Source organism: Streptosporangium nanhuense, from assembly GCF_059358815.1.
Genome location: NZ_JCADBG010000002.1, coordinates 20428 through 40107 on the forward strand (window position 1 = coordinate 20428; position 19680 = coordinate 40107).

17 protein-coding genes are annotated in these 19680 nt (G+C 71.8%); 10 read left to right on the forward strand and 7 right to left on the reverse strand.

The genetic code is table 11. The features are described 5' to 3' along the window. Positions 1-13 precede the first annotated feature (13 nt). The 5 genes from AC5L38_RS04985 to AC5L38_RS05005 all read left to right on the forward strand — a co-directional run bounded on the left by AC5L38_RS04985 (position 14) and on the right by AC5L38_RS05005 (position 5806). Positions 14-1474, forward strand: a complete 1461-nt coding sequence (locus AC5L38_RS04985) for a sugar ABC transporter ATP-binding protein (RefSeq protein WP_495241570.1) — start codon at positions 14-16, stop codon at positions 1472-1474. Continuing rightward, positions 1471-2514 carry an ABC transporter permease gene (locus tag AC5L38_RS04990; protein WP_495241571.1) on the forward strand — a complete coding sequence of 348 codons (1044 nt, stop codon included), beginning with the start codon at positions 1471-1473 and terminating at the stop codon, positions 2512-2514. The genes AC5L38_RS04985 and AC5L38_RS04990 overlap by 4 nt, the downstream gene beginning before the upstream one ends. Before the next feature lie 115 nt (positions 2515-2629). Continuing rightward, a complete protein-coding gene (locus tag AC5L38_RS04995) occupies positions 2630-3568 on the forward strand; it encodes an ABC transporter permease (RefSeq protein WP_495241572.1) in 939 nt (312 codons plus the stop codon). Between the two features lie 31 nt (positions 3569-3599). Further along, on the forward strand, positions 3600-4805 hold the full coding sequence (locus AC5L38_RS05000; protein WP_495241573.1) for a substrate-binding domain-containing protein: 1206 nt from the start codon (positions 3600-3602) through the stop codon (positions 4803-4805). Between the two features lie 161 nt (positions 4806-4966). After that, positions 4967-5806, forward strand: a complete 840-nt coding sequence (locus AC5L38_RS05005) for a sugar phosphate isomerase/epimerase family protein (protein WP_495241574.1) — start codon at positions 4967-4969, stop codon at positions 5804-5806. Positions 5807-5843: 37 nt separating this feature from the next. On the opposite strand, the gene AC5L38_RS05010 is transcribed toward AC5L38_RS05005, so the two are convergent. The 3 genes from AC5L38_RS05010 to AC5L38_RS05020 form a co-directional block, all read right to left on the reverse strand. Next, a complete protein-coding gene (locus AC5L38_RS05010; protein ID WP_495241575.1) occupies positions 5844-7325 on the reverse strand; it encodes a hypothetical protein in 1482 nt (493 codons plus the stop codon). Between the two features lie 286 nt (positions 7326-7611). Beyond that, complete coding sequence (locus AC5L38_RS05015) at positions 7612-9114, reverse strand: S1 family peptidase (RefSeq protein ID WP_495241576.1); 1503 nt, start codon at positions 9112-9114, stop codon at positions 7612-7614. A gap of 85 nt (positions 9115-9199) precedes the next feature. Then, positions 9200-10159 carry a LysR family transcriptional regulator gene (locus AC5L38_RS05020; protein WP_495241577.1) on the reverse strand — a complete coding sequence of 320 codons (960 nt, stop codon included), beginning with the start codon at positions 10157-10159 and terminating at the stop codon, positions 9200-9202. A gap of 327 nt (positions 10160-10486) precedes the next feature. Here AC5L38_RS05020 and AC5L38_RS05025 point away from each other — a divergent pair, with 327 nt between their 5' ends. Next, positions 10487-11266: a putative hydro-lyase gene (locus tag AC5L38_RS05025; RefSeq protein WP_495241578.1), complete on the forward strand. Its 780-nt coding sequence runs from the start codon at positions 10487-10489 to the stop codon at positions 11264-11266. A gap of 60 nt (positions 11267-11326) precedes the next feature. On the opposite strand, the gene AC5L38_RS05030 is transcribed toward AC5L38_RS05025, so the two are convergent. The 3 genes from AC5L38_RS05030 to AC5L38_RS05040 form a co-directional block, all read right to left on the reverse strand. Further along, positions 11327-11905 (reverse strand): P-loop nucleotide/nucleoside kinase family protein, encoded by a 579-nt coding sequence (locus tag AC5L38_RS05030; RefSeq protein WP_495242065.1) that lies wholly within the window; start codon positions 11903-11905, stop codon positions 11327-11329. Between the two features lie 78 nt (positions 11906-11983). Beyond that, positions 11984-12805, reverse strand: a complete 822-nt coding sequence (locus AC5L38_RS05035; RefSeq protein WP_495241579.1) for a patatin-like phospholipase family protein — start codon at positions 12803-12805, stop codon at positions 11984-11986. 62 nt (positions 12806-12867) lie between these two features. Continuing rightward, positions 12868-13266, reverse strand: a complete 399-nt coding sequence (locus AC5L38_RS05040) for a PPOX class F420-dependent oxidoreductase (RefSeq protein WP_495241580.1) — start codon at positions 13264-13266, stop codon at positions 12868-12870. Positions 13267-13361: 95 nt separating this feature from the next. Here AC5L38_RS05040 and soxR point away from each other — a divergent pair, with 95 nt between their 5' ends. From soxR to AC5L38_RS05060, 4 genes are all read left to right on the forward strand, one after another. Then, entirely contained in the window at positions 13362-13841 is a 480-nt protein-coding gene (gene soxR / locus AC5L38_RS05045) for a redox-sensitive transcriptional activator SoxR (protein ID WP_495241581.1), read from the forward strand. A gap of 268 nt (positions 13842-14109) precedes the next feature. Further along, the gene (locus AC5L38_RS05050) at positions 14110-17100 is read left to right on the forward strand and encodes a cellulose binding domain-containing protein (RefSeq protein WP_495241582.1); all 2991 of its coding nucleotides are present in this window, start codon (positions 14110-14112) and stop codon (positions 17098-17100) included. Positions 17101-17400: 300 nt separating this feature from the next. After that, positions 17401-18000 (forward strand): TIGR02611 family protein, encoded by a 600-nt coding sequence (locus tag AC5L38_RS05055; protein ID WP_495241583.1) that lies wholly within the window; start codon positions 17401-17403, stop codon positions 17998-18000. Positions 18001-18250: 250 nt separating this feature from the next. Next, positions 18251-18625: a hypothetical protein gene (locus tag AC5L38_RS05060; protein ID WP_495241584.1), complete on the forward strand. Its 375-nt coding sequence runs from the start codon at positions 18251-18253 to the stop codon at positions 18623-18625. Positions 18626-18781: 156 nt separating this feature from the next. On the opposite strand, the gene AC5L38_RS05065 is transcribed toward AC5L38_RS05060, so the two are convergent. Beyond that, positions 18782-19552 (reverse strand): TetR/AcrR family transcriptional regulator, encoded by a 771-nt coding sequence (locus AC5L38_RS05065; protein WP_495241585.1) that lies wholly within the window; start codon positions 19550-19552, stop codon positions 18782-18784. Positions 19553-19680 lie beyond the last annotated feature (128 nt).

Here is a 19680-nt window from a genome sequence, read left to right on the forward strand (position 1 = left end):
CATGATCCTGAGGATGCGCGGTATCGCCAAGAGCTTTCTCGGGGTTCGCGTACTGAGCGGGGTCGATCTGGACGTCGCCGCCGGAGAGGTGCACGCGGTCGTCGGGGAGAACGGCGCCGGGAAATCCACGTTGATGAAGGTTCTCGCCGGGGTGCACGCCCCGGACGAGGGCACCGTCGAGATCGACGGAGCCCGGGTCGCCTTCGCCCACCCGATCGAGGCCCAGCGCGCCGGGGTCGCGATCATCTACCAGGAGTTCAACCTGCTGCCCGAGCGCAGCGTCGCCGAGAACGTCTTCCTGGGCCGCGAGCCCGTCCGGCGGGGGCTGGTCGACAGGGAGGCGATGGAGACCGCCACCACCCGGCTGCTCCAGGAACTCGGCGAGACCTCCTTCACCTCCCGCGACCTGGTCCGCCACCTCTCCATCGCCCAGCAGCAGGTCGTGGAGATCGTCAAGGCGCTCTCCCAGGACGCCCGCATCATCGTGATGGACGAGCCCACGGCGGCGCTGGCCGAGCACGAGGTGGAACTGCTCTACCGGCTCGTCGCCCGCCTGCGGGAACGGGAGATCGCCGTCCTCTACATCTCCCACCGGCTGCGCGAGGTCTTCGACCTGTCCACCCGGGTGACGGTGCTGAAGGACGGCGCGCTGGTCAGGACCGCCGACACCGCCGGGATCACCTCCGACGAGCTGGTCAGGCTGATGGTCGGCCGCGACCTCGGCACCTACTTCCCCTCCCGGAACGCCGAACCTGGTGAGGTGCGCCTCAGCGTGCGCGGCGGCGGCAACGCCGTGCTCGACGGGATCGACCTCGACCTGCGCGAACGCGAGATCCTCGGGGTGGCCGGCCTGCAGGGGTCGGGCCGCACCGAGCTGGCCAAGGCCCTCTTCGGCGCCGAGCCGTTCACGCGCGGCACGATGACCCCGCTGCGGCCGGCGTCGGTACGGCAGGCCGTGGCCGCCGGGATCGGCCTGGTGAACGAGGACCGCAAGGCCGAGGGACTCGCGCTGCGCCAGTCCGTACGGGACAACGCCCTGCTGGTCTCCCGCTCGGTGCGCAGGATCGGGGGCGGCGGCCGGATCGGCGGGACCGGCGGGACCGGCGTCCTCGAACTCCTGGAGGCGGTACGGCTCCATCCGCCCCGCCCCGACCAGGAGGTCCGCTACCTGTCGGGCGGCAACCAGCAGAAGGTCGTGCTGGCCAAGTGGATGACCGTCGCGCCGAAGGTCCTGATCTTCGACGAACCCACGCGCGGCGTCGACGTGGGAGCCAAGGCCGCCATCCACGACCTGATGCGCGGCCTGGCGGAGGACGGCATGGCGATCATGATGATCTCGTCCGAGCTTCCCGAGCTGATCGGCATGAGCGACCGCGTCGTCGTGATGCGCGACGGCCGCCTCGCCGGGGAGCTCCCGGCCGGCTCCTCCGAGGAGGCCGTCATGCGCCTGGCCGCCGGCGAGGTGTCGTCGTGACCGGCGGAGCCCGGCCGGCGGCGGCGACCGGCACCGCGGGTCCCGCCGCCCCCGTCCCCCCGGAAGGCGGCGGGCGGCGCGCCCTGGCGGGACGCATCGGCTCGACCCAGGTCATCTACCTGGCCCTGGTCGGGGTCATGCTCGTCGGATGGGTGCTGGTGGCCTTCGACGGGGGGAACTTCCTCACGCTGGAGACCGTCGTCGGCATCCAGCAGCGCTCGGCCGCGCTGGGCATCGTCGCGGTGGGACAGACGCTGGCGATCCTGGTCGGGTCGCTCGACCTGTCGGTCGCGTACCTGATCAGCCTCACCTCGCTCGTCGCGGCCGAGATCATGGCCGGGCAGGACGGCGGGATCGTCCCCGGAATCGCGGCGGTGCTCGCGGTGAGCGCGCTGATCGGGCTGGTCAACGGCCTGGTCATCACCCGGCTGCACGTCCACGCCTTCATCGCCACCCTCGGCACGGCACTGATCGTCAAGGGGGTCGTGGACCACCTCTACGACGGGCCCGCGGGCAGCGTGCCCGAGTCCTTCCAGCGGCTCGGCTACGACAGGATCGGGCCGGTCCCGGTCTCGGCGCTGCTCTGGGCCGCCGTCGCGGTCGCCGTGTGGTTCCTGCTGCGCCGCACGAGGCTCGGGTACCGGATCTACGCGGTCGGCGGGGACGAGGAGGTCGCCCGGCTGTCCGGGGTGCGCACCGGCAGGATCGTCGTCGCCGCGCACGTCCTGTGCTCGGTCTGCGCGGGCATCGCGGGGCTGTTGCTGGCGAGCAGGCTCGGCGCGGGCGCGCCCACGGTCGGCACCGACGGCGGCTACGACCTGGAGTCGATCGCCGCGGTGGTCCTCGGCGGCACGGCCCTGGCCGGCGGCAGGGGCGGGGTCGTGGGGACGGTCGGCGGGGTGCTGCTGCTCGCCGTGCTCGACAGCGTCTTCAACCAGCTGGAGGTCAACGCGTTCTTCAAGGACGTGGTCCGCGGCGTGGTCATCGTCGCCGCCGTGGCCGTCTACGCCCGCCGCACCGCCCGGAGGCGATCGCGATGACCGTCCACATCCGCCGCGATGCCCGGGCGATGACGATGACCGTCCACGCCCGCCGCGGTGCCGGGGCGATCCCGGCGACCGCCCGCGCCCGCCTTACCGCCGGGAGGCGATCCCGATGAGAGCCCTCAGGTCCATGGGGCCGATCCTGGCCGTGCTGGCGGTGCTGCTGGTGCTGATCGCGGTGGCCAACCCGTTCTTCCTGGAGCCCGCCGGGTTCCTCGCCTTCCTCAAGCGGGCCGCGCCGCTGGTCATCCTGGCGGCCGGGCAGTACTTCGTGATCGTCTCCGGGGAGTTCGACCTGTCGGTCGGGTCGCTGGTCACCGTGCAGGTCGTGGTGGCCGCCCGGCTGATCGACGGGCAGGAGCAGGCGACCTGGCCGGTGCTGGCCCTGCTGATCGCGATCGGGCTGCTGGTCGGGCTCGCCAACGGGGTCATCACCACCGGCCTGCGGGTGCCGTCGTTCATCACCACGCTCGGCATGATGCTCGTGCTGTCCGGCGCGGTGTTCCTGTGGACCGGCGGCGCCCCGCGCGGCGCGCTGTCGGAGACGTTCCGGATGTTCGGCCGAAAGGACCTCGGCCCGGTGCCCTGGTCGGTGCTCATCCTCGTCGCCGCGGGCGCCGCGGCGATCCTCCTCATGCGCTCCGACTTCGGCAAGCGGCTCATCGCCACCGGCGACAACGAGCGCGCGGCCGGGCTGTCGGGGGTCCGGGTCGACCGGACCCGGATCGCCGCCTTCGTCCTGTCCGGCCTGGCCGCGGCCGTCGCGGGCATCCTGCTCGGCGGCTTCGCGGGGGTCTCCGCCCAGGTCGGGCAGGGGCTGGAGTTCTCCGCCATCACCGCCGTCGTCCTCGGCGGCGTGGCGCTCGGCGGCGGGCGCGGATCCGTGGTCGCCGCGATGGCCGGCGCCTTCACCCTCGAGGCGCTGTTCACCCTGCTCAACCTGTACGGGATCTCAGGAGCCCTGGAGTTCGCGGTCCAGGGCGTGATCATCATCGCCGCGGTCGCGGCGAGCGCCGTACGGCTTCCGTTCAGGCGCGCGCTACGCGTCTGAGCGCACCCCCCAGAAAAGAAGGAGACCTTCATTGAACAGGCCGATAACGGTGCTCGTCGCGGGTGTCTCCGCGATGTTGCTCGCAGCGGGATGTGCCAGTGACAAGCCGGTGACCTCCAGCGCCGCCCCCGAGACCTCCGCAACGGCCTCGACGGCGGCGTCACCCAACACCGGCGAGCAGTCGAAGTTCTTCGTCCAGGCCGACTACGACGCCCAGCTGGCCATGCGGACCCAGAGCGCGGAGGGGCCCGCGGACAAGCCGTGGGAGCAGGCCATCGCCCCGGAGATGGTGGACACGGCCAAGTACAAGAAGGACGGTCCCTACGACCTGTGCTTCTCCAACGCCGCCGTGAACAACCCGTGGCGGCAGGTGGGCTGGAAGACCATGCAGGCCGAGGTGGCGCTGCACAAGGAGATCAAGAATTTCACCGCCCTCGACGCGGAGGGCAAGGACGACAAGCAGATCTCCGACATCGCCGAGCTGGTCGGCAAGGGCTGTGACGCGCTGATCGTCTCGCCCAACACCACCGCGACGCTGACCCCCGCGGTGACGGGCGCCTGCCCCAAGGTCCCGGTCATCGTCTTCGACCGCGGCGTGGAGACCGACTGCCCGGTGACGTTCATCAACCCCATCGGCGGCTACGCCTTCGGCGCCGACGGCGCTGAGTTCCTGGTGGAGAAGGTGCCCGCCGGGGGCAAGGTCCTCGCGCTGCGGATCCTGCCGGGCGTCGACGTGCTGGAGACCCGCTGGTCGGCGGCGAAGGTCACCTTCGACAAGAGCCAGCTCGACGTGGTCGGGGTGGAGTTCACCGACGGCGACGCCGCCAAGACCAAGAGCATCGTGAGCGACTACATCCAGCGGCACGGCAAGATCGACGGGGTGTGGATGGACGCGGGCGCGACCGCCGTGGCGGCCGTCGAGGCGTTCGAGGACGCCGGGGTCCCGGTGCCGGCGATCGTCGGCGAGGACCAGCAGGACTTCCTGCAGAAGTGGAAGAGCGGCGGCCTCACCGCCATCGCGCCGACCTACCCCACCTACCAGTGGCGCACCCCGATCATCGCCGCCCTGAAGATCCTCAAGGGTGAGGAGGTGCCCAAGACCTGGAAGCTGCCGCAGCCCAAGATCACTTCTGAGAACCTGGACACCTACCTGCAGCCCAACATGCCGCCGCTGCACTACGCGCTCTGCGGCTGCGAGAAGCTGCCGGACTTCCCCGCCAACTGGGGCGGCAAGTAAGGCCGGTCCACCGGGGCTCCGGGCACCGCCGGGCGGTGCCCGGAGCCCACCGGACACGTCCGCGGGCTCACGACGTGAGCCCGCACCGGACTCGTTCACGGGTTCACGGGTTCACGACGAGCCCGCACCGAACGCAGGGAAGCTCAGGGAAGGGGTTGCCGATGTTCCCCATCGGGGTCAACACGTGGGTGTGGGTCTCGCCGCTGACGGACGAGGATCTCGCCCGGCTGGCGCCGAAGGTGGCGGCCTGGGGGTTCGACACGATCGAGCTTCCGGTGGAGCAGCCCGGCGACTGGGACCCCGCGTGGGCGGCCGAGCTGCTGGGCAGCCTCGGGCTGGGGGCCTCGGTGGTCCTCGTCATGCCGCCGGGCAGGGAGCTGGTCGGCACCGACGCGGGGACGGTCGCCGCCACCCAGCGGTACCTGCGCGAGTGCGTGGACGCCGCGGTGGCGGTGGGCAGCCCGGTGATCGGCGGGCCCGCCTACGCCTCGGTGGGGCGGACCTGGCGGATGTCGGACGAGGAGCGCAAGACCTGCTACGCCGAGCTGCGGGAGAACCTGGCCCCGGTCGGCGAGTACGCGGCCGAGCGCGGGGTGACGGTCGCCGTCGAGCCGCTCAACCGCTACGAGACCAGCCTGGTCAACACCGTCGAGCAGGCCGTCGAGGCGGTCGGCGGGATCCCGGGCGTCGGCCTCGCGCTGGACGTCTACCACATGAACATCGAGGAGCGGGACCCGGCGGCGGCCGTACGGCGGGCCGGGGACCTGGTCGCGCACGTGCAGGTCTGCGCCAACGACCGGGGCGCGCCCGGCGCCGACCACATGGACTGGCCCGCCCTCGCCGACGCCCTGCGCGACGTGGACTATCGAGGGCCGCTCTGCATCGAGTCGTTCACCGCGCACAACCGGACGATCGCCACGGCCGCCTCGATCTGGCGCCCCCTGGCCGACACCCAGGACGCTCTCGCCACGGCGGGCCTCGCCTTCCTGCGCACCCTCTGACGGGCCCGGGTCCGGGCCCCGCCCCGGCCGGAGCCGTTCAGCGGCCGGCGTCCCCGTCGGCCGCGCCGGGTGCGCCGGGTGCGCCGGGTGTACGCCGGGGGCGCCTGAAGAACGCGGCCACCGCGTAGGGGTCGACCGGGTCGGTGAGCAGGGCGAGCATCTCCGCCCTGCGCTCCGGGTCGACCTTGAACGGGTGGCCGAACACGTGCGGCCCCGTCCCGTCGCCCAGCACCCTCGTCAGCATCAGGTCTCCGGGCAGCGCCTGCCCGGAGAGCAGCTCGTCGGACAGCGTCACCGGCTCCCCGGCCGCCCCCTCGCCCTCGGCGGCGGCCACGGTGATCTCGTCCCCCGAGACGCCGAGGACCTCCCACAGGCGCAGCGGCGTCCGCCGCCAGGACTCCAGCAGCTCCACCTCGTCGTCGCGCAGCCACTCGGCCCGCGCGTCCAGGAACTCGCCGACGACGTCGTTCTCGAACAATGCCAGGTCGGCCAGGGCGGGCTCGGCCACCCGGACGCTCAGCGCGATCAGGTCCTCGATCAGCCTCCGGCGGGCCGGGCGGTAGGCGTACGCGAGCAGCTGCCGGAACAGGTGCGCGGCCCGCTCGGGCAGCGGGGCGCCGGGGTCGGTGCGGCATGCGGCGTACTCGGCGGCGTCACGCACGGCCGGTGCCATGCCGGGGGAGAGGGAGAGCACCTCGGAGATGAGCCCGGACGCCTCGAACGAGCGGCCCTCGCCCTCGGCCGACCTCGCGACCAGCAGCAGCGCGGCCGGCTCGGTGCGGGGCAGGGCCCCGACCAGCGCCGGGCCGAGCGGCTCGCGCTCCACCTCGTCGGCGATCCTCGCGAGCACCACCTCCGACCGCGACAGGTAGGTGACGGCCTTGGAGAGGTCGGCGCCCTCGCCGTACGTCCGCAGCGCGCTGCGGACCAGGGCCAGCCTGATGATGTCCAGCGGCGCGAGGTCGGCGACCGACGCGGTGTCCCACGGCGCGCCCACGATGCCCACCCGGCCGTCGCGCAGCTCCAGCGAGGCGTTGCGCAGCAGCGGCGACAGCGGCGGCAGCGGGTCGGCGAAGGTCTCGGGGGCCTTCATCAGCAGCTCCAGGACCACCACGTCGACCGGCACGCCGGGGCTGGGCTCCAGCCCTTCCGCGAAGGCGCGCAGCGCGTCGAGCGCCTGCTCGCCGAACTCCTGGACGACCCGCACCGCCCGCTCGGCGGGGACGTCGTCCAGCTCGGTGACCGACAGTTCCAGGGTGCCGCCGCGCAGGCGCAGCGCGATCACCTGCTCGGGCTCCACCCCGTCGAGCCAGCCGTCGGGCCCGGTCAGGACGGGCTCGCCGGTGTCGAGCGAGGTTCGTACCCGGCCGCCGCCCGCCAGCGGCACCCCCTCGCCGTCGGCCAGCCGGGCCCACAGCCGCAGGTCGTCGGAGGCGGGCAGCACCCCGCTCGCCAGCTCGGCCCGGGTGGCGAGGTGCGTCAGCACCGCGCCCTCGCTCAGCGTCAGAAGGTCGCTCATCCTCCCATTGTTCTCGACGCCCGGGCATGGCGGCGCCGCCCTCCCCCCGCGAGGTCGCACGGGCTCGCGGGGGGAGGGCGGCAGGGGCGGCCGGTCCGCGGGGGCGGCGGACCGGCCCGATCTCGGGCGGCCTTTCCCCGGAGGCCGCCCGGGGCCCGTCCGTCCGGCATGTTCCGGATCGGGCCGGGCCGGACCGGGCCGGACGGGGCCGAGGAGGGAGCCCCACGGGCTGACCGGTCCGGGGGCGGGAGGGCCCGGCGGACCGGTCAGGCCGTGGGGGAGAGCCTTACGGCCTGGTCAGGCCGAGGGTGTAGGAGCCGGAGCCGCTGTAGGCGTGCACCCGTACGCGGTAGGTGCCCGCGGTCCCGGTGTAGGTGAAGGCCTCGTCCGGGTTGGGGGTGGTCCCGCTGGCCACGGTCGTCCAGGTGGAGCCGCTCAGCTTCTGCAGGTAGGCGTCGTAGTCGGTGCCGCTGGGGCCGTCCAGGCAGACGCGGTGGACGCCCGCGCCGGCGCTGTAGCCGGAGGTGCCGGGCTGGTAGGCGTTGGCGTTGGACGTCAGCGAGCCGGTGTAGGAGTTCTGGTAGCCGCTGCAGCCGGTGGGCGGCGGGGTCCCGTTGGTCACCAGGGTGAGCCCGTACACCGAGAGGATCTCGTTGATCGGCTGGTGGTAGGTCGTGCCGCCGGAGGTGCAGTTGCCCGAGCCGCCGGAGGTGACGCCCTGGGCCTGGCTGCCGGAGATGTAGGAGCCGCCGGAGTCGCCGGGCTCGGCGCACACGGTGGTGCGGGTCAGGCCGGTGATGGTGCCCTCGGGGTAGGTGACGCTCGTGTTGTGCTGGCTGATGGTGCCGCAGCGGTACTGGGTGGTGGAGCCGGAGCGGCAGATGGAGCTGCCCACGACCTGCTGGGTGGAGCCGGTCACCGGCAGGATGCCCGCGCTGTAGCCGTTCACCACGCCGGTCGGGGTCCAGTTGGCGTTGACCGCGACCCACGCGTAGTCGTTGCCGGGGAAGGACGAGCCCTGGAAGGTGCCCTGGGCGACCCGGTTGTAGCCCTGGGTGGCGGTGCCGGGCGTGCCGCAGTGACCGGCGGTGGCGAAGCCGCCCTGGGTGCCGCGGGTGACCGAGAAGCCGACCGAGCAGCGGCCGCCCATGTAGTAGGCGTCGCCGCCGCGGACGTCGTACAGGGGCTTGGGCCTCTCCTGCGAGGCCTCGACGCGGACCAGCGCCCCGTCCACGCCGCTGCCGGCCACGAACGCCTGCGCCTCGGCGACGTCACCGGCCAGCACGACGACGCTGTTGCTCGGCACGTCGACGTACCAGGACGGGATCGACTTCGGCGCGGAGGACACGAGCTGGTCGAGCCGCTCCTTGGCCGCGTCGAGGGTGGCCAGGGAGTTCTTGAAGAGCTTGACCTCCGCGCCCGACTTCGCGAGCGAGGCGACCTTGGTGGAGTCGCTGGTGGCGATCACCAGGTCGGAGGTGGGGCCGGTGACCCAGGATCCGGCGTAGGAGGCGCCGAGCTGCCCGCGGAGGGCGGGCTCGATCTTGGCGGCGGCGGCCTCGTTGACGAGCCGGGCAGCGGCCTGCTCGCCGGTGCCGCCGAGGTCTCGCCGGATGGCGTCGACCAGGCCCGGCGACGGCTTGGCGGTGGCCTGCACCAGCGTGCGGGCCTCGGCGAGGGTGTAGGGGGCCGCGGGTTCGCCGGGTCCCTGCTGGGCGGCGGTGGCGGGGGCGGCCACCATCGCGACAGCGAGCGCGAAGCCCGCTGTCACGGCACTTCTGCGGAGCATGGGTTCTCTCCTCGTGTGGGGGGTGCCGTCAAAGTAACGGCGTGCACACGAGACGCGCCTCTACCAAATGTCTCCTATCGTCACGTTATGGAGAGGTGCCCAGTCCGGGGTTCCGGGTCAGCCAGGCGGCGTACCGTCTGCTCCGCCCGATCGCGTCGGAGTGCGCGGCCTTCGCGTGTTCGAGGATCGACGTCGCGACCGCGGCGCTGGCCGCCTCCGGGTGCCAGCCGAGCAGCTGCCGCCAGCGCAGCGGGGCCCCCGCGAGCGGTACCAGCCTCAGCCCCTCGGCGGGCTGGAAGGTCGCCTGGCACAGCGCGGCGGCGCGGCCGACCTTGGCCAGGTGCATGCAGGTGGCCACGTCGGTCTCGTAGATGGTCTTGGGGGTGAAGCCGGCGCGGGCGCAGGCCGTGGCGAAGCAGTCGCCGAAGCAGCTGTCGCCGGGGGTGACCGTCCACTGCTCGTCGGCCAGCTCCGCGAGTTCCACCTCCTCCCTGTCCACCAGCGGATGGTCCTCGTTGAGCAGTACGAAGACCGGGTCGGTTCCCACGGTCGACCACACCACCGGCCCCTCCACCGGCGGGGGGCTCTCCCCGCAGGCGCCGATGAACGCGAAGTCGATCCGGCCGAGCATCACCATGGCGGTGAGCTCCCTCGCGGACCAGGAGGTGTGGGTGCTCACCGGGGTCGACGGCCAGGCGGTGGCGAGGCGGTCCATCAGGCCACCGAGGATGGGCCCGTTGGTGGCGCCCAGCCGGTAGCTGGGGATGTCGGCGTTCGCGTTCGCGAATCGAAGGGCCTCCTCCTGGAGTTCGCGGGCCGCGGGCAGCAGCACCATCGCGCGTGACAGGACCAGCTGCCCCAGGGGCGTGGGCCTGGCGCCGTTGTGGTCGCGTTCGAAAAGAGCTCCCCCGAGAACCCGCTCTATCCGTTTGAGCTGCGCCGTCAGTGCGGGTTGGGCCAGTCCGAGGTGGGTGGCGGCCTTGGTGACGCTGCCGGCCTGTGCCACCGCGCGCACGATCTTGAGGTGTCGGAGCTCGAGATCCATACCGGGAACGTAAGGCCGGGACGTTATACCCGCAATGCAAACATGTCATGAAATATGACTCAATTTTGTCGAATCGTTCCAAAAAGACTTCATGCTCTTTAAATGCGATATTTGCGGACATCCATTAATGCCTTACTGGCCGCCGCGTCCGGATTGCTCCAGATCTGCCAGGCTGAACTCTGACAGCGGTGTCCGACATCCGAGATTTCCAGGCTTCGGATTTCACCGGCATTTCGGTCACCATGGCCATCGGTATCCGGCACCCGCATTCTCCGCGCGGACGGGGGAGCGCTGGCCGGGGGACGGCGCCGAGGTTATGATCCGCCGATGGACATAGCGGAGCTCACCCCCGAGCAGGCACGGAACCACTTCAGGGACGGGCTGCGGGTGCCCACCGCGGGATGGTGCCGGGGCTGGGCCCAGGCCAACCTGCTCGCCGTGCCCCGCGAACTCGCCTACGACCTGCTCCTGTTCGCCCAGCGCAACCCCGGCGCCTGCCCTGTCCTGGACGTGGGCGATCCCGGTGAGGTGAGCACCGACCTGTTCGGCGGCGACCTGCGCACCGACCTGCCCGCCTACCGCGTCTACGAGGACGGCAAGGTCGTGGCCGACGTCGACGACGCCCGCGACGTCTGGCGGCACGACCTGGTCGCCTTCCTGCTGGGCTGCAGCTTCACCTTCGAGGACGCGCTGCTGAGGGCCGGGGTCCCGGTGCGGCACATCGAGGCGAAGACGAACGTGCCCATGTATCTCACCTCGATCGCCTGCCGTCCCGCGGGATCGCTGAGCGGCCCGATGGTCGTCTCGATGCGCCCGGTCCCGGCCTCCTCGGTCTCGACCGCCGTACGGGTGAGCGCGAGGTACCCGGCCCTGCACGGGGCGCCGATCCACGTCGGCGATCCCGGCGAGATCGGGATCGCCGACCTGGGCGTGCCCGACTTCGGCGACCCCGTCGAGGTGCGGGCGGGGGAGATCCCGGTCTTCTGGGCCTGCGGGGTGACGCCGCAGGCGGCCGTCATGGCGAGCGGGGTGTCCTTCGCCATCGGCCACCTCCCCGGACACATGGCGATCACCGACGCCAGGGACGACCGCTTCCAGGTTCCGTGACCCCCGCCCCGCCGCCGCGCCACCACCCCTGACGCCGTACGCACCGGACCGGACACCCGGCTAGGGGCGGGCGGCGCCCCAGGAGGCGACGAGCCGTTCCAGCTGTGACGCGAGCGCGGGGGCGCCGGGCCGGTTGTCGACCTCGTCGTGCGGCACGGCGGGTGGCTCGTCGACCCTGATGGCCCGCAGGTAGTCCTCGAAGCGGTCGAGCTTGCCCGCGTCCCTGGCGAGCCCCCTCGCCTCCAGCCGGGAACGCAGCGTCGGGCCGTCCGAGCGGATCCAGAGGAGACGGATGGGCGGCCCGCCCAGCCGTCCGGCCCAGTGTTCCCACACCGCCGCGTCGTGCACCTGGGTGGTGAAGGGGCCTTCCAGCATCACCGGGCAGCCGTGCGAGCGGATCTGCCGGGCGACCTCGGTCAGCCCCTCGTACTCGTGGCGCTTGATGTTCTCGTCGTACCAGCGCCCCTCGCGTTCGCCGTCGTCGCGACCGTGGGCGCGGAGGGTGGCCGCGACGAAGCCGCCGTAGACGGTGTCCTTGTCGAGCAGCGCGGGGACCGGGTCGAGCAGCGCCAGCAGCGCCGCCGCGACGGTCGACTTCCCCCCGCCCGGCGGCCCGCTCACCACCCACAGCGGCGCCACCCCACCCGCGCTCTCGTCGGAGGCCTCGTCGCCGACCTCGCCGGAAGCCGCGCCGGAAACCCGCCCGCGCACGCGGCTTCAGTCCTTCCAGGCCTTGGCCACGCTCTCCTCGACGGCGGGCGCCTGGGCGAGACCGGCCAGGAAGGCGGGGCGCCACAGGGCCGGGTCGAGGACGTTGGCGCCGAACACGGCGATCGACGCCTCGTCGGGGACGACGTGGGCGATCGCGGCGTCGCCCAGTTCGGCGAGCTCGGCGTCGAGGCGCGTCCTCGGCGAGGTGTGCGCCAGCGGTTCCAGGAGCACCACGGCGGAACTGCCCGCGGCCAGGTCGGCGTTCGTCGGGGAGCGGACCCCGCCGTCCATGTAGCGGCGCCCGTCGATCTCCACCGGCGGGAACACGCACGGCACCGCGCAGCTGGAGGCGACCGCCGAGACCAGAGGCGCCGCCGAGCCGCGCTCCCAGACCACGAACTCGCCGGTCCCCGCGTCGACGGCGGTGATCAGCAGGCGGCGCTCCGGCCACTCCTTGACGGGCAGCCGGTTGCCGATCGTCTCGATCCTGGCGCCGGTGTCCTTCACCGCCAGGGCCATCTCGCCGACCCGGCGCCGGGCCTCCCGGGGTTCCAGCGACGGGTCGTAGAGCAGGCTGAAGGCGACCATGACCGCCTCCATGTCGACGGCGGAGACGGTCGCGACCTCCGTGTCCGCCTGGACGCCGACCGAGCTCTCCAGGTCGGCCTCGGTGGCGACGAGCGTCCCGACCACCGACCCGGCGGAGGTGCCGATGACCAGGTCCGCCTCTCCCAGCTCTATGCCCGCCCGGCGCAGGCCGGTGATGATCCCGGCCTCCCAGGCGATGCCCGCCACTCCTCCGCCACCCAGCACCAGTGCTCTCGTCATGCGCCATTCTTACCCGATCGGCCTTTCCCGTAGGGGAAGGGCCCCCGGCCCCGGGTACGGGATCAGATGTCGCGGCCCTTCATGCCCTCCTGGGCGGGGTCGACGCCCCAGGAGATGATCCGCCGGGGGTGGATGCGGATGATCTCCCGGCTGAAGTACGGGGAGGGCGGCTCGTGGTCCTCGACGGCCTCGGCCTCGCCGCGGATCTCCACGCCCCTGACCCGCCAGGGATCGGTGGAGGCGACGTCGTCCACCACGAAGGCCACCTGCGGGTTCGTCCGGACGTTGTGGAACTTCCTGGTGGTGCCCATCGCGCGGCCGTAGATGTCGACGACGCCGGTCTCGATGTCGACGCGGAACCCGGTCGGGCTGTTCTGCAGGGAGCCGCCGGGTCCGGTCGTGGCCAGGCGGCCCAGGCGCTGTCCTTCGAGATAGGCGAGTTCCGCCTCCGTGAATGTCATGGTCCCCCTCTTTCCGCCTTCGTGGATGTCATGCGTGGATGTCATGCCCTCACCCTGCAACCTCAATATTGATTGAGGTCAAGTTAGACTGGCGCATGCCCAACAATCCGGAGATGACCGTCGGCCAGCTCTCCTCGCGCAGCGGGGTCGCGGTCTCCGCCCTCCACTTCTACGAGGCCAAGGGCCTGATCCGCAGCCGCCGCACCGCGGGCAACCAGCGGCGTTTCCCCCGTGACACGCTCCGCAGGATCGCCTTCATCAGGGTCTCCCAGAGGGTCGGGATCCCCCTCAGGACGATCCAGGAGGCGCTGTCCGCCCTCCCCGACGAGCGCACTCCCACCAGGGACGACTGGGCGCGGCTCTCGACGATGTGGCAGTACGAGCTCGACGACCGCATCAAGCAGCTCGAACGTCTCCGGCACGGCCTGACCGACTGCATCGCCTGCGGCTGCCTCTCGCTGGACCGCTGCGCGCTGGCCAACCCCGACGACGTGGCCGCCGCGAGGGGGCCCGGCTCGCGGCTGATGCTCCCGCCTCGGGAGAGCTGCGCTCCCTGCGAGGTGCGACAGGTCTAGCGGGAGGCTCCGTGCTCCCGCCGGGGTCTCGCGCCCCGGCCGGCGGCGCGCGGGGCGGTGCCCCGGAGGCGTCGATGCCACCACCGGGGGTTCCAATGCCATTCCCTCTCGGTTTGTTAGTTGTCTATTCAAACTATTGACGACCCGGGGTCCGGCATGTGACCCTCTGGGCGTTCATGCACGCGCATCGTGGGCGGTCGAAGGTCAGGGTCCCGTCACCTGATCGTGCATGGCGGTTTGTCTGCTGCATTGCGAAGGGAAGCCGTACATGCGAAGAAGGCTGTTCAGCATGCTCGCCGCCGTGGCGGTGGCGTGCGCGTCGGTCGGCGCGGCCGTCGGGGGCGGGAGCGCCCAGGCGTCCGCGTCCGGTGCCGGGACCGGCGCGGGGGCCATGACCGGGGCCGTGACCGGGACCGGTTCGGTGGCCGCCGCCGAGACGTACGACTGGAAGAACGTCAGGATCGACGGCGGCGGGTTCGTGCCGGGGATCGTCTTCAACCAGACCGAGAAGAACCTCGTCTACGCCCGCACCGACATCGGCGGCGCGTACCGCTGGGAGCAGTCGAGCAAGAGCTGGACCCCGCTGCTCGACTGGGTGGGCTGGGACAAGTGGGGATACAACGGCGTGGTCAGCCTGGCCACCGACCCGGTGGAGACCAACCGCGTCTACGTCGCCGCCGGGATGTACACCAACAGCTGGGACCCCAACAACGGGGCCATCCTGCGCTCCGCCGACAAGGGCGCGACCTGGCAGGCCACGCCGCTGCCGTTCAAGCTCGGCGGCAACATGCCGGGCCGGGGGATGGGCGAGCGGCTCGCCGTCGACCCCAACAGGAACAGCGTCGTCTACTTCGGCGCGCCCGAGGGCAACGGCCTGTGGCGCAGCACCGACAAGGGTGTGACCTGGGCCAAGGTCGCGAGCTTCCCCAACCCGGGGAACTACGCCGACAACCCCTCCGACCCGAACGGCTACACCAGCCACCGTCCGGGCGTGGTCTGGGTGACCTTCGACCCCGGCTCGGCGACCGCGGGCAACACCACGCAGAAGATCTACGTGGGTGTCGCCGACAAGCAGAACACCGTCTACAGCTCCTCCGACGGCGGGACCACCTGGAGCCGGGTCGCCGGGCAGCCCACCGGCTACATCGCGCACAAGGGCGTGCTCGACCACGTCAACCACACCCTCTACATCGCGACCAGCGACACCGCGGGCCCCTACGACGGCGCCAAGGGCGACGTGTGGAAGCTCAACACGACCACCGGCGCCTGGACCCAGATCAGCCCGGTCCCCTCCAGCTCGGCCGACGACTACTTCGGCTACAGCGGCCTCACGATCGACCGGCAGAACCCCGGCACGATCATGGTCGCCACCCAGATCTCCTGGTGGCCGGACGTCATCTTCTTCCGCTCCACCGACTCCGGCGCGACCTGGACCCGCATCTGGGACTTCACCTCCTACCCGAACCGCAGCTTCCGCTACACGATGGACATCTCCTCCTCGCCGTGGCTGACCTTCGGGGTCAACCCGCAGCCGCCGGAGGTGACGCCCAAGCTCGGCTGGATGACGGAGTCGCTGGAGATCGACCCGTTCGACGGCAACCGCATGATGTACGGCACCGGCGCCACCGTCTACGGCACCGAGGACCTCAAGAAGTGGGACACCGGCGGACAGCTCACCATCAAGCCCATGGCCAAGGGGCTGGAGGAGACCGCCGTCCTCGACCTGATCAGCCCGCCGTCGGGCGCGCCGCTGGTCAGCGGGCTGGGTGACATCGGCGGCTTCCGGCACACCAACCTCGACGCCGTGCCGCCCATGCTGTTCACCTCGCCGGTCTTCACCTCGACGACCAGCCTCGACTACGCCGAGACCAACCCGTCCGTCATGGTCCGCGCGGGCAACTTCACCGACGCCGACCGGCCCGGCGACAGCCACGCCGCCTTCTCCACCGACGGCGGCGCCAACTGGTTCCAGGGCGGCGAGCCCGGCGGGATCAACGAGGGCGGCACGATCGCCGCGGCGGCCGACGGCTCCCGGTTCGTCTGGGCGCCCAAGGGCGTGGGCGTGCACTACTCGGTCGGCTACGGCAACACCTGGACCGCCTCCACCGGACTCCCGACGGGCGCCGTGGTCGAGTCCGACCGGGTGAACCCCAACAAGTTCTACGGGTTCAGCGGCGGAAAGTTCTACGCCAGCACCAACGGCGGCGCCTCCTTCACGGCCACCGCCGCGACCGGGCTGCCCGCCGAGGGCAACGTGAAGTTCAAGGCCGTACCCGGCCGCGAGGGCGACATCTGGCTCGCCGGGCCGCCCAGCGACACCGGCGCCGCCTCGGGCCTGTGGCGCTCCACCAACGGCGGCGCGTCGTTCACCAAGCTGTCCGGCGTCACCAGCGCCGTCAACGTCGGCTTCGGCAGGTCCGCCACCACCGGCGGCTACCACGCGCTGTACACCGTCGCCACGATCGGCGGCGTGACCGGCGTCTTCCGCTCCGACGACACGGGAGCGAGCTGGGTCAGGATCAACGACGACAAGCACCAGTACGGCAACGCGGGGGAGGCCCTCACCGGCGACCCGCGCGTCTACGGCCGCGTCTACCTCGGCACCAACGGCCGCGGCATCCTGTACGCCGACAACGGCGGGACCGTCCCGCCCCCCGACACCGTGCCGCCGACCACGCCGGGCACCCCGGCCGCCTCGTCGATCACCTCGTCGGGGGCGACGCTGACCTGGACGGCCTCGACGGACGCCGTCGGGGTCAGCGGGTACGACGTCTACCGCGAGGCGGGGGCGACGGACGTCAAGGTCGGCTCGCCCACCTCTGCGTCGTTCGCGCTGACCGGGCTGACCCCCGACACCTCGTACACCTTCTACGTGATCGCCCGCGACGGCGCCGGGAACAGCTCCACGGCCTCCGGCCCGGTGACCTTCAGGACCCTCACCGGGTCCGTCGGCGGCGGCTGCACCGCGGCCTACCGGGTGTCCAACTCCTGGCCGGGCGGCTTCCAGGGCGAGGTGACGGTGCGGAACGCCGGAACCTCGGCGATCACCGGCTGGACGGTCAGATGGTCGTTCCCGAACGGCCAGACGATCACCCAGCTCTGGAGCGGCACCCACACCCAGAGCGGTGCCGACGTCACCGTGCGGAACGCGGGCTGGAACGGCAACCTGGGCGCCGGAGCCTCCACGACGTTCGGCTTCGGCGCCTCCTGGACCGGCAGCAACGGCGTCCCGTCCACCGTCACCTGCACCGCTCCCTGACGGCCCTCCGGCAGTTCGGGGGGTCGCGCACCCGCACCGCCCTCTGACGGTTCGCCGGCGGCCCGGGGTGTCTCGCGAGAACCGCGGGACACCCCGGGCCCGCATGGATCCGCACGGTCCCGCCCCGCACGGTCCCGCCCCGCCCCGAACGGGCGGGGCGGGACCGTCTTGGCGATCTCGTGGCCCTCTCCACCGGAAGGACCCCCTGCTCTCCCTCTTGAGGATGATCTGAGAACGTCAGCGGGGCCGGTCCGCTCAGCAGCGCCTATTGTGGAAGAAACCGACTGTCCTGGAGAGAACATGACGATCTCAGATGGGGTGCGCGAGCCTCACGGCTCGGCCGGGCGGCTGTCTGAGACCGGCACCGCCGACGCGCGGGACGAGGACGGCATTGACGGCGTACGAGGTGAGACCGGCGTGCGGGGCGCGACCGGTGTCCGAGGTGAGACCGGTGCCTGGGGTGACGGTCACATCGAGACGGGCGACGCCGACGCGCTGAAGGGCGCGGCGGCCGAGCGGTCCGGCATCAACGGCTGGCTCGACGGCGTCAGGTCCACCCGCGCGGGCCATCTCACGCTGAAGATCGTCATCGGTGCCATCGGCGCCGTGCTGGTCATCGGCGGCCTGATCATGGTCCCCTTCCCCGGTCCCGGCTGGCTGGTCGTCTTCGCGGGACTGGCGGTGCTGGCCACCGAGTTCCACTGGGCCCACCTGGTGCTGGAGTTCGGGAAGCGGACCCTGTCGGCCTGGACGGCCTGGCTGGGCCGCCGGGGCTGGACGGTCAAGATCCTGGTCGTCCTCGCCGCCGCGGTGACCGCCACCGCCATCGTCTACTTCGGCCTCAAGCTCAGCTTCGACCTCGACCTGGTCGTCGAGGCCCAGAAGCTCCTCACCCGATAGCCCGGCCCCGATCCGGGGTGATCGCCCCCGGCGACGGCGATGACGCCGCTCTGCCCGGAATATCGCCGATGCCGTCGATGCCGTCGATGCCACCGATGGTGTCGCGTGTCCGGGGAGGGGGGCCGCGTCCCCGGAGCTTTACCCAGGTCCGCCCACCTCGTTATCTTTCCAGGATGTGACTCTCCGTAGTGTCTCCACGTCCGATCCGCAGGGACGGGTCGGTAGAGACGAATAAGGAGAGTGACGTTCTATGCGCGCCCTGTCCTCGCTGCTGGTCCTGGCGGCCGCCGGAGCCCTCGCCCTGACCGGCACCCCCGCCAACGCCGACGACGTCAACCTGGCCGCGAGGGTCCAGCCCGGCGAGGAGGTGTTCCTCACGCCCGAGCTCGTCCCCGCGGCCCAGTACAACGGAAACGTGCTGGTCCAGCTCAACACCAACAACGTGCCCGTCAAGGTCAAGATCGCCAACTGCCGTGGCAGGAACATCGGGACGGTGCCGATCGCCGCCAACGACCACGCCGCGTACGTCGCCGCCAGCACCTCCCCGCCCACCCCGTGCATCCGCTACCGGGTGAAGAACATGGGCAACCAGACCGCGGCCATCACGGGCACCGGTTACTACTAAACCGGCCCGCCGGGGTGCGCGGGACGGGAACGGCTACCGAGGGCGTTCCCGTCCCGCGCACCCCGATTTTTTCGTTTCCGGCCACCGTGGCACCCCCGGTGGCCCCTGGCGGTGCCACGGTGGCTCCCCGTGTGGCCCCCCGCCTGGCCCTCGGTGTCACGAGCGGTCCCGGCTCGCGATCAGGCCGGCGATCCCGTCCAGGATGCGTTCCAGGCCGAAGGCGAGGGCGTGCGCGGGGTCGGCGACGGACTGGTGGGCCTCCCCGGCCGCCCTGCCGACGCGGGAGGCCAGCGGGAACCGGCCGGCGTCCACGATCTTTTCGAGGATCGGCGCGTTGGACAGCCACCACTCGGCGTCGGTGATCCCGCTCTCCTCCTGGACTCGGGCCTGGTTGGCCTTGGCCCTGGCGGTGCTCTCCACGTGGCTGAGCACCAGGGCCAGCACGGAGTCCATCTCGACGTCCGACAGGCCGGTGCCCTCCAGCGGGCGCAGCTCGGCCTCGTACTTGAGTGAGGCGTTCGGCCCCAGCGTGGAGCGGGCGTCGACGATCTGCAGCATCCACGGGTTGCGCCGGTAGAGGTCCCAGTTGCGGGCGGCGACGAACTCCAGCGCGCCCCGCCACCCGCCGGGCCGCCGGGACGGGGCGTCCACGTCGTCGTAGAGCTCCCCGTACGCGGTGTCGACCATGAGGTCCACCAGCTCGCCCTTGCCGGGGACGTGGGTGTAGAGGGACATGGTCCCGACCTCCAGCCGCTCGGCGACGTGCCGCATGGAGACCGCGTCGAGCCCCTCGTCGCCGGCCAGCTCGATGGCCGCCAGGACGATCGAACGCACCGTCAGCCCGGAACGGCCCGGCTTGCTGTGCGACCCCCACAGGAGCGCCAGGCTGCGTGCCGGGTCGGTGCCGGAAGCTTTCTTCGCACTCACGGGAACAGCCTCCAGATTCTCGGCGTTGAGACCACCGTAGCTGAGGCGTACGCTGTACGGTACGGCCTACGAGTCAGAGGCGCGATGGCGCCGGGTGGGAAGACGGGCGGAACAGGGGTGAAACAGGT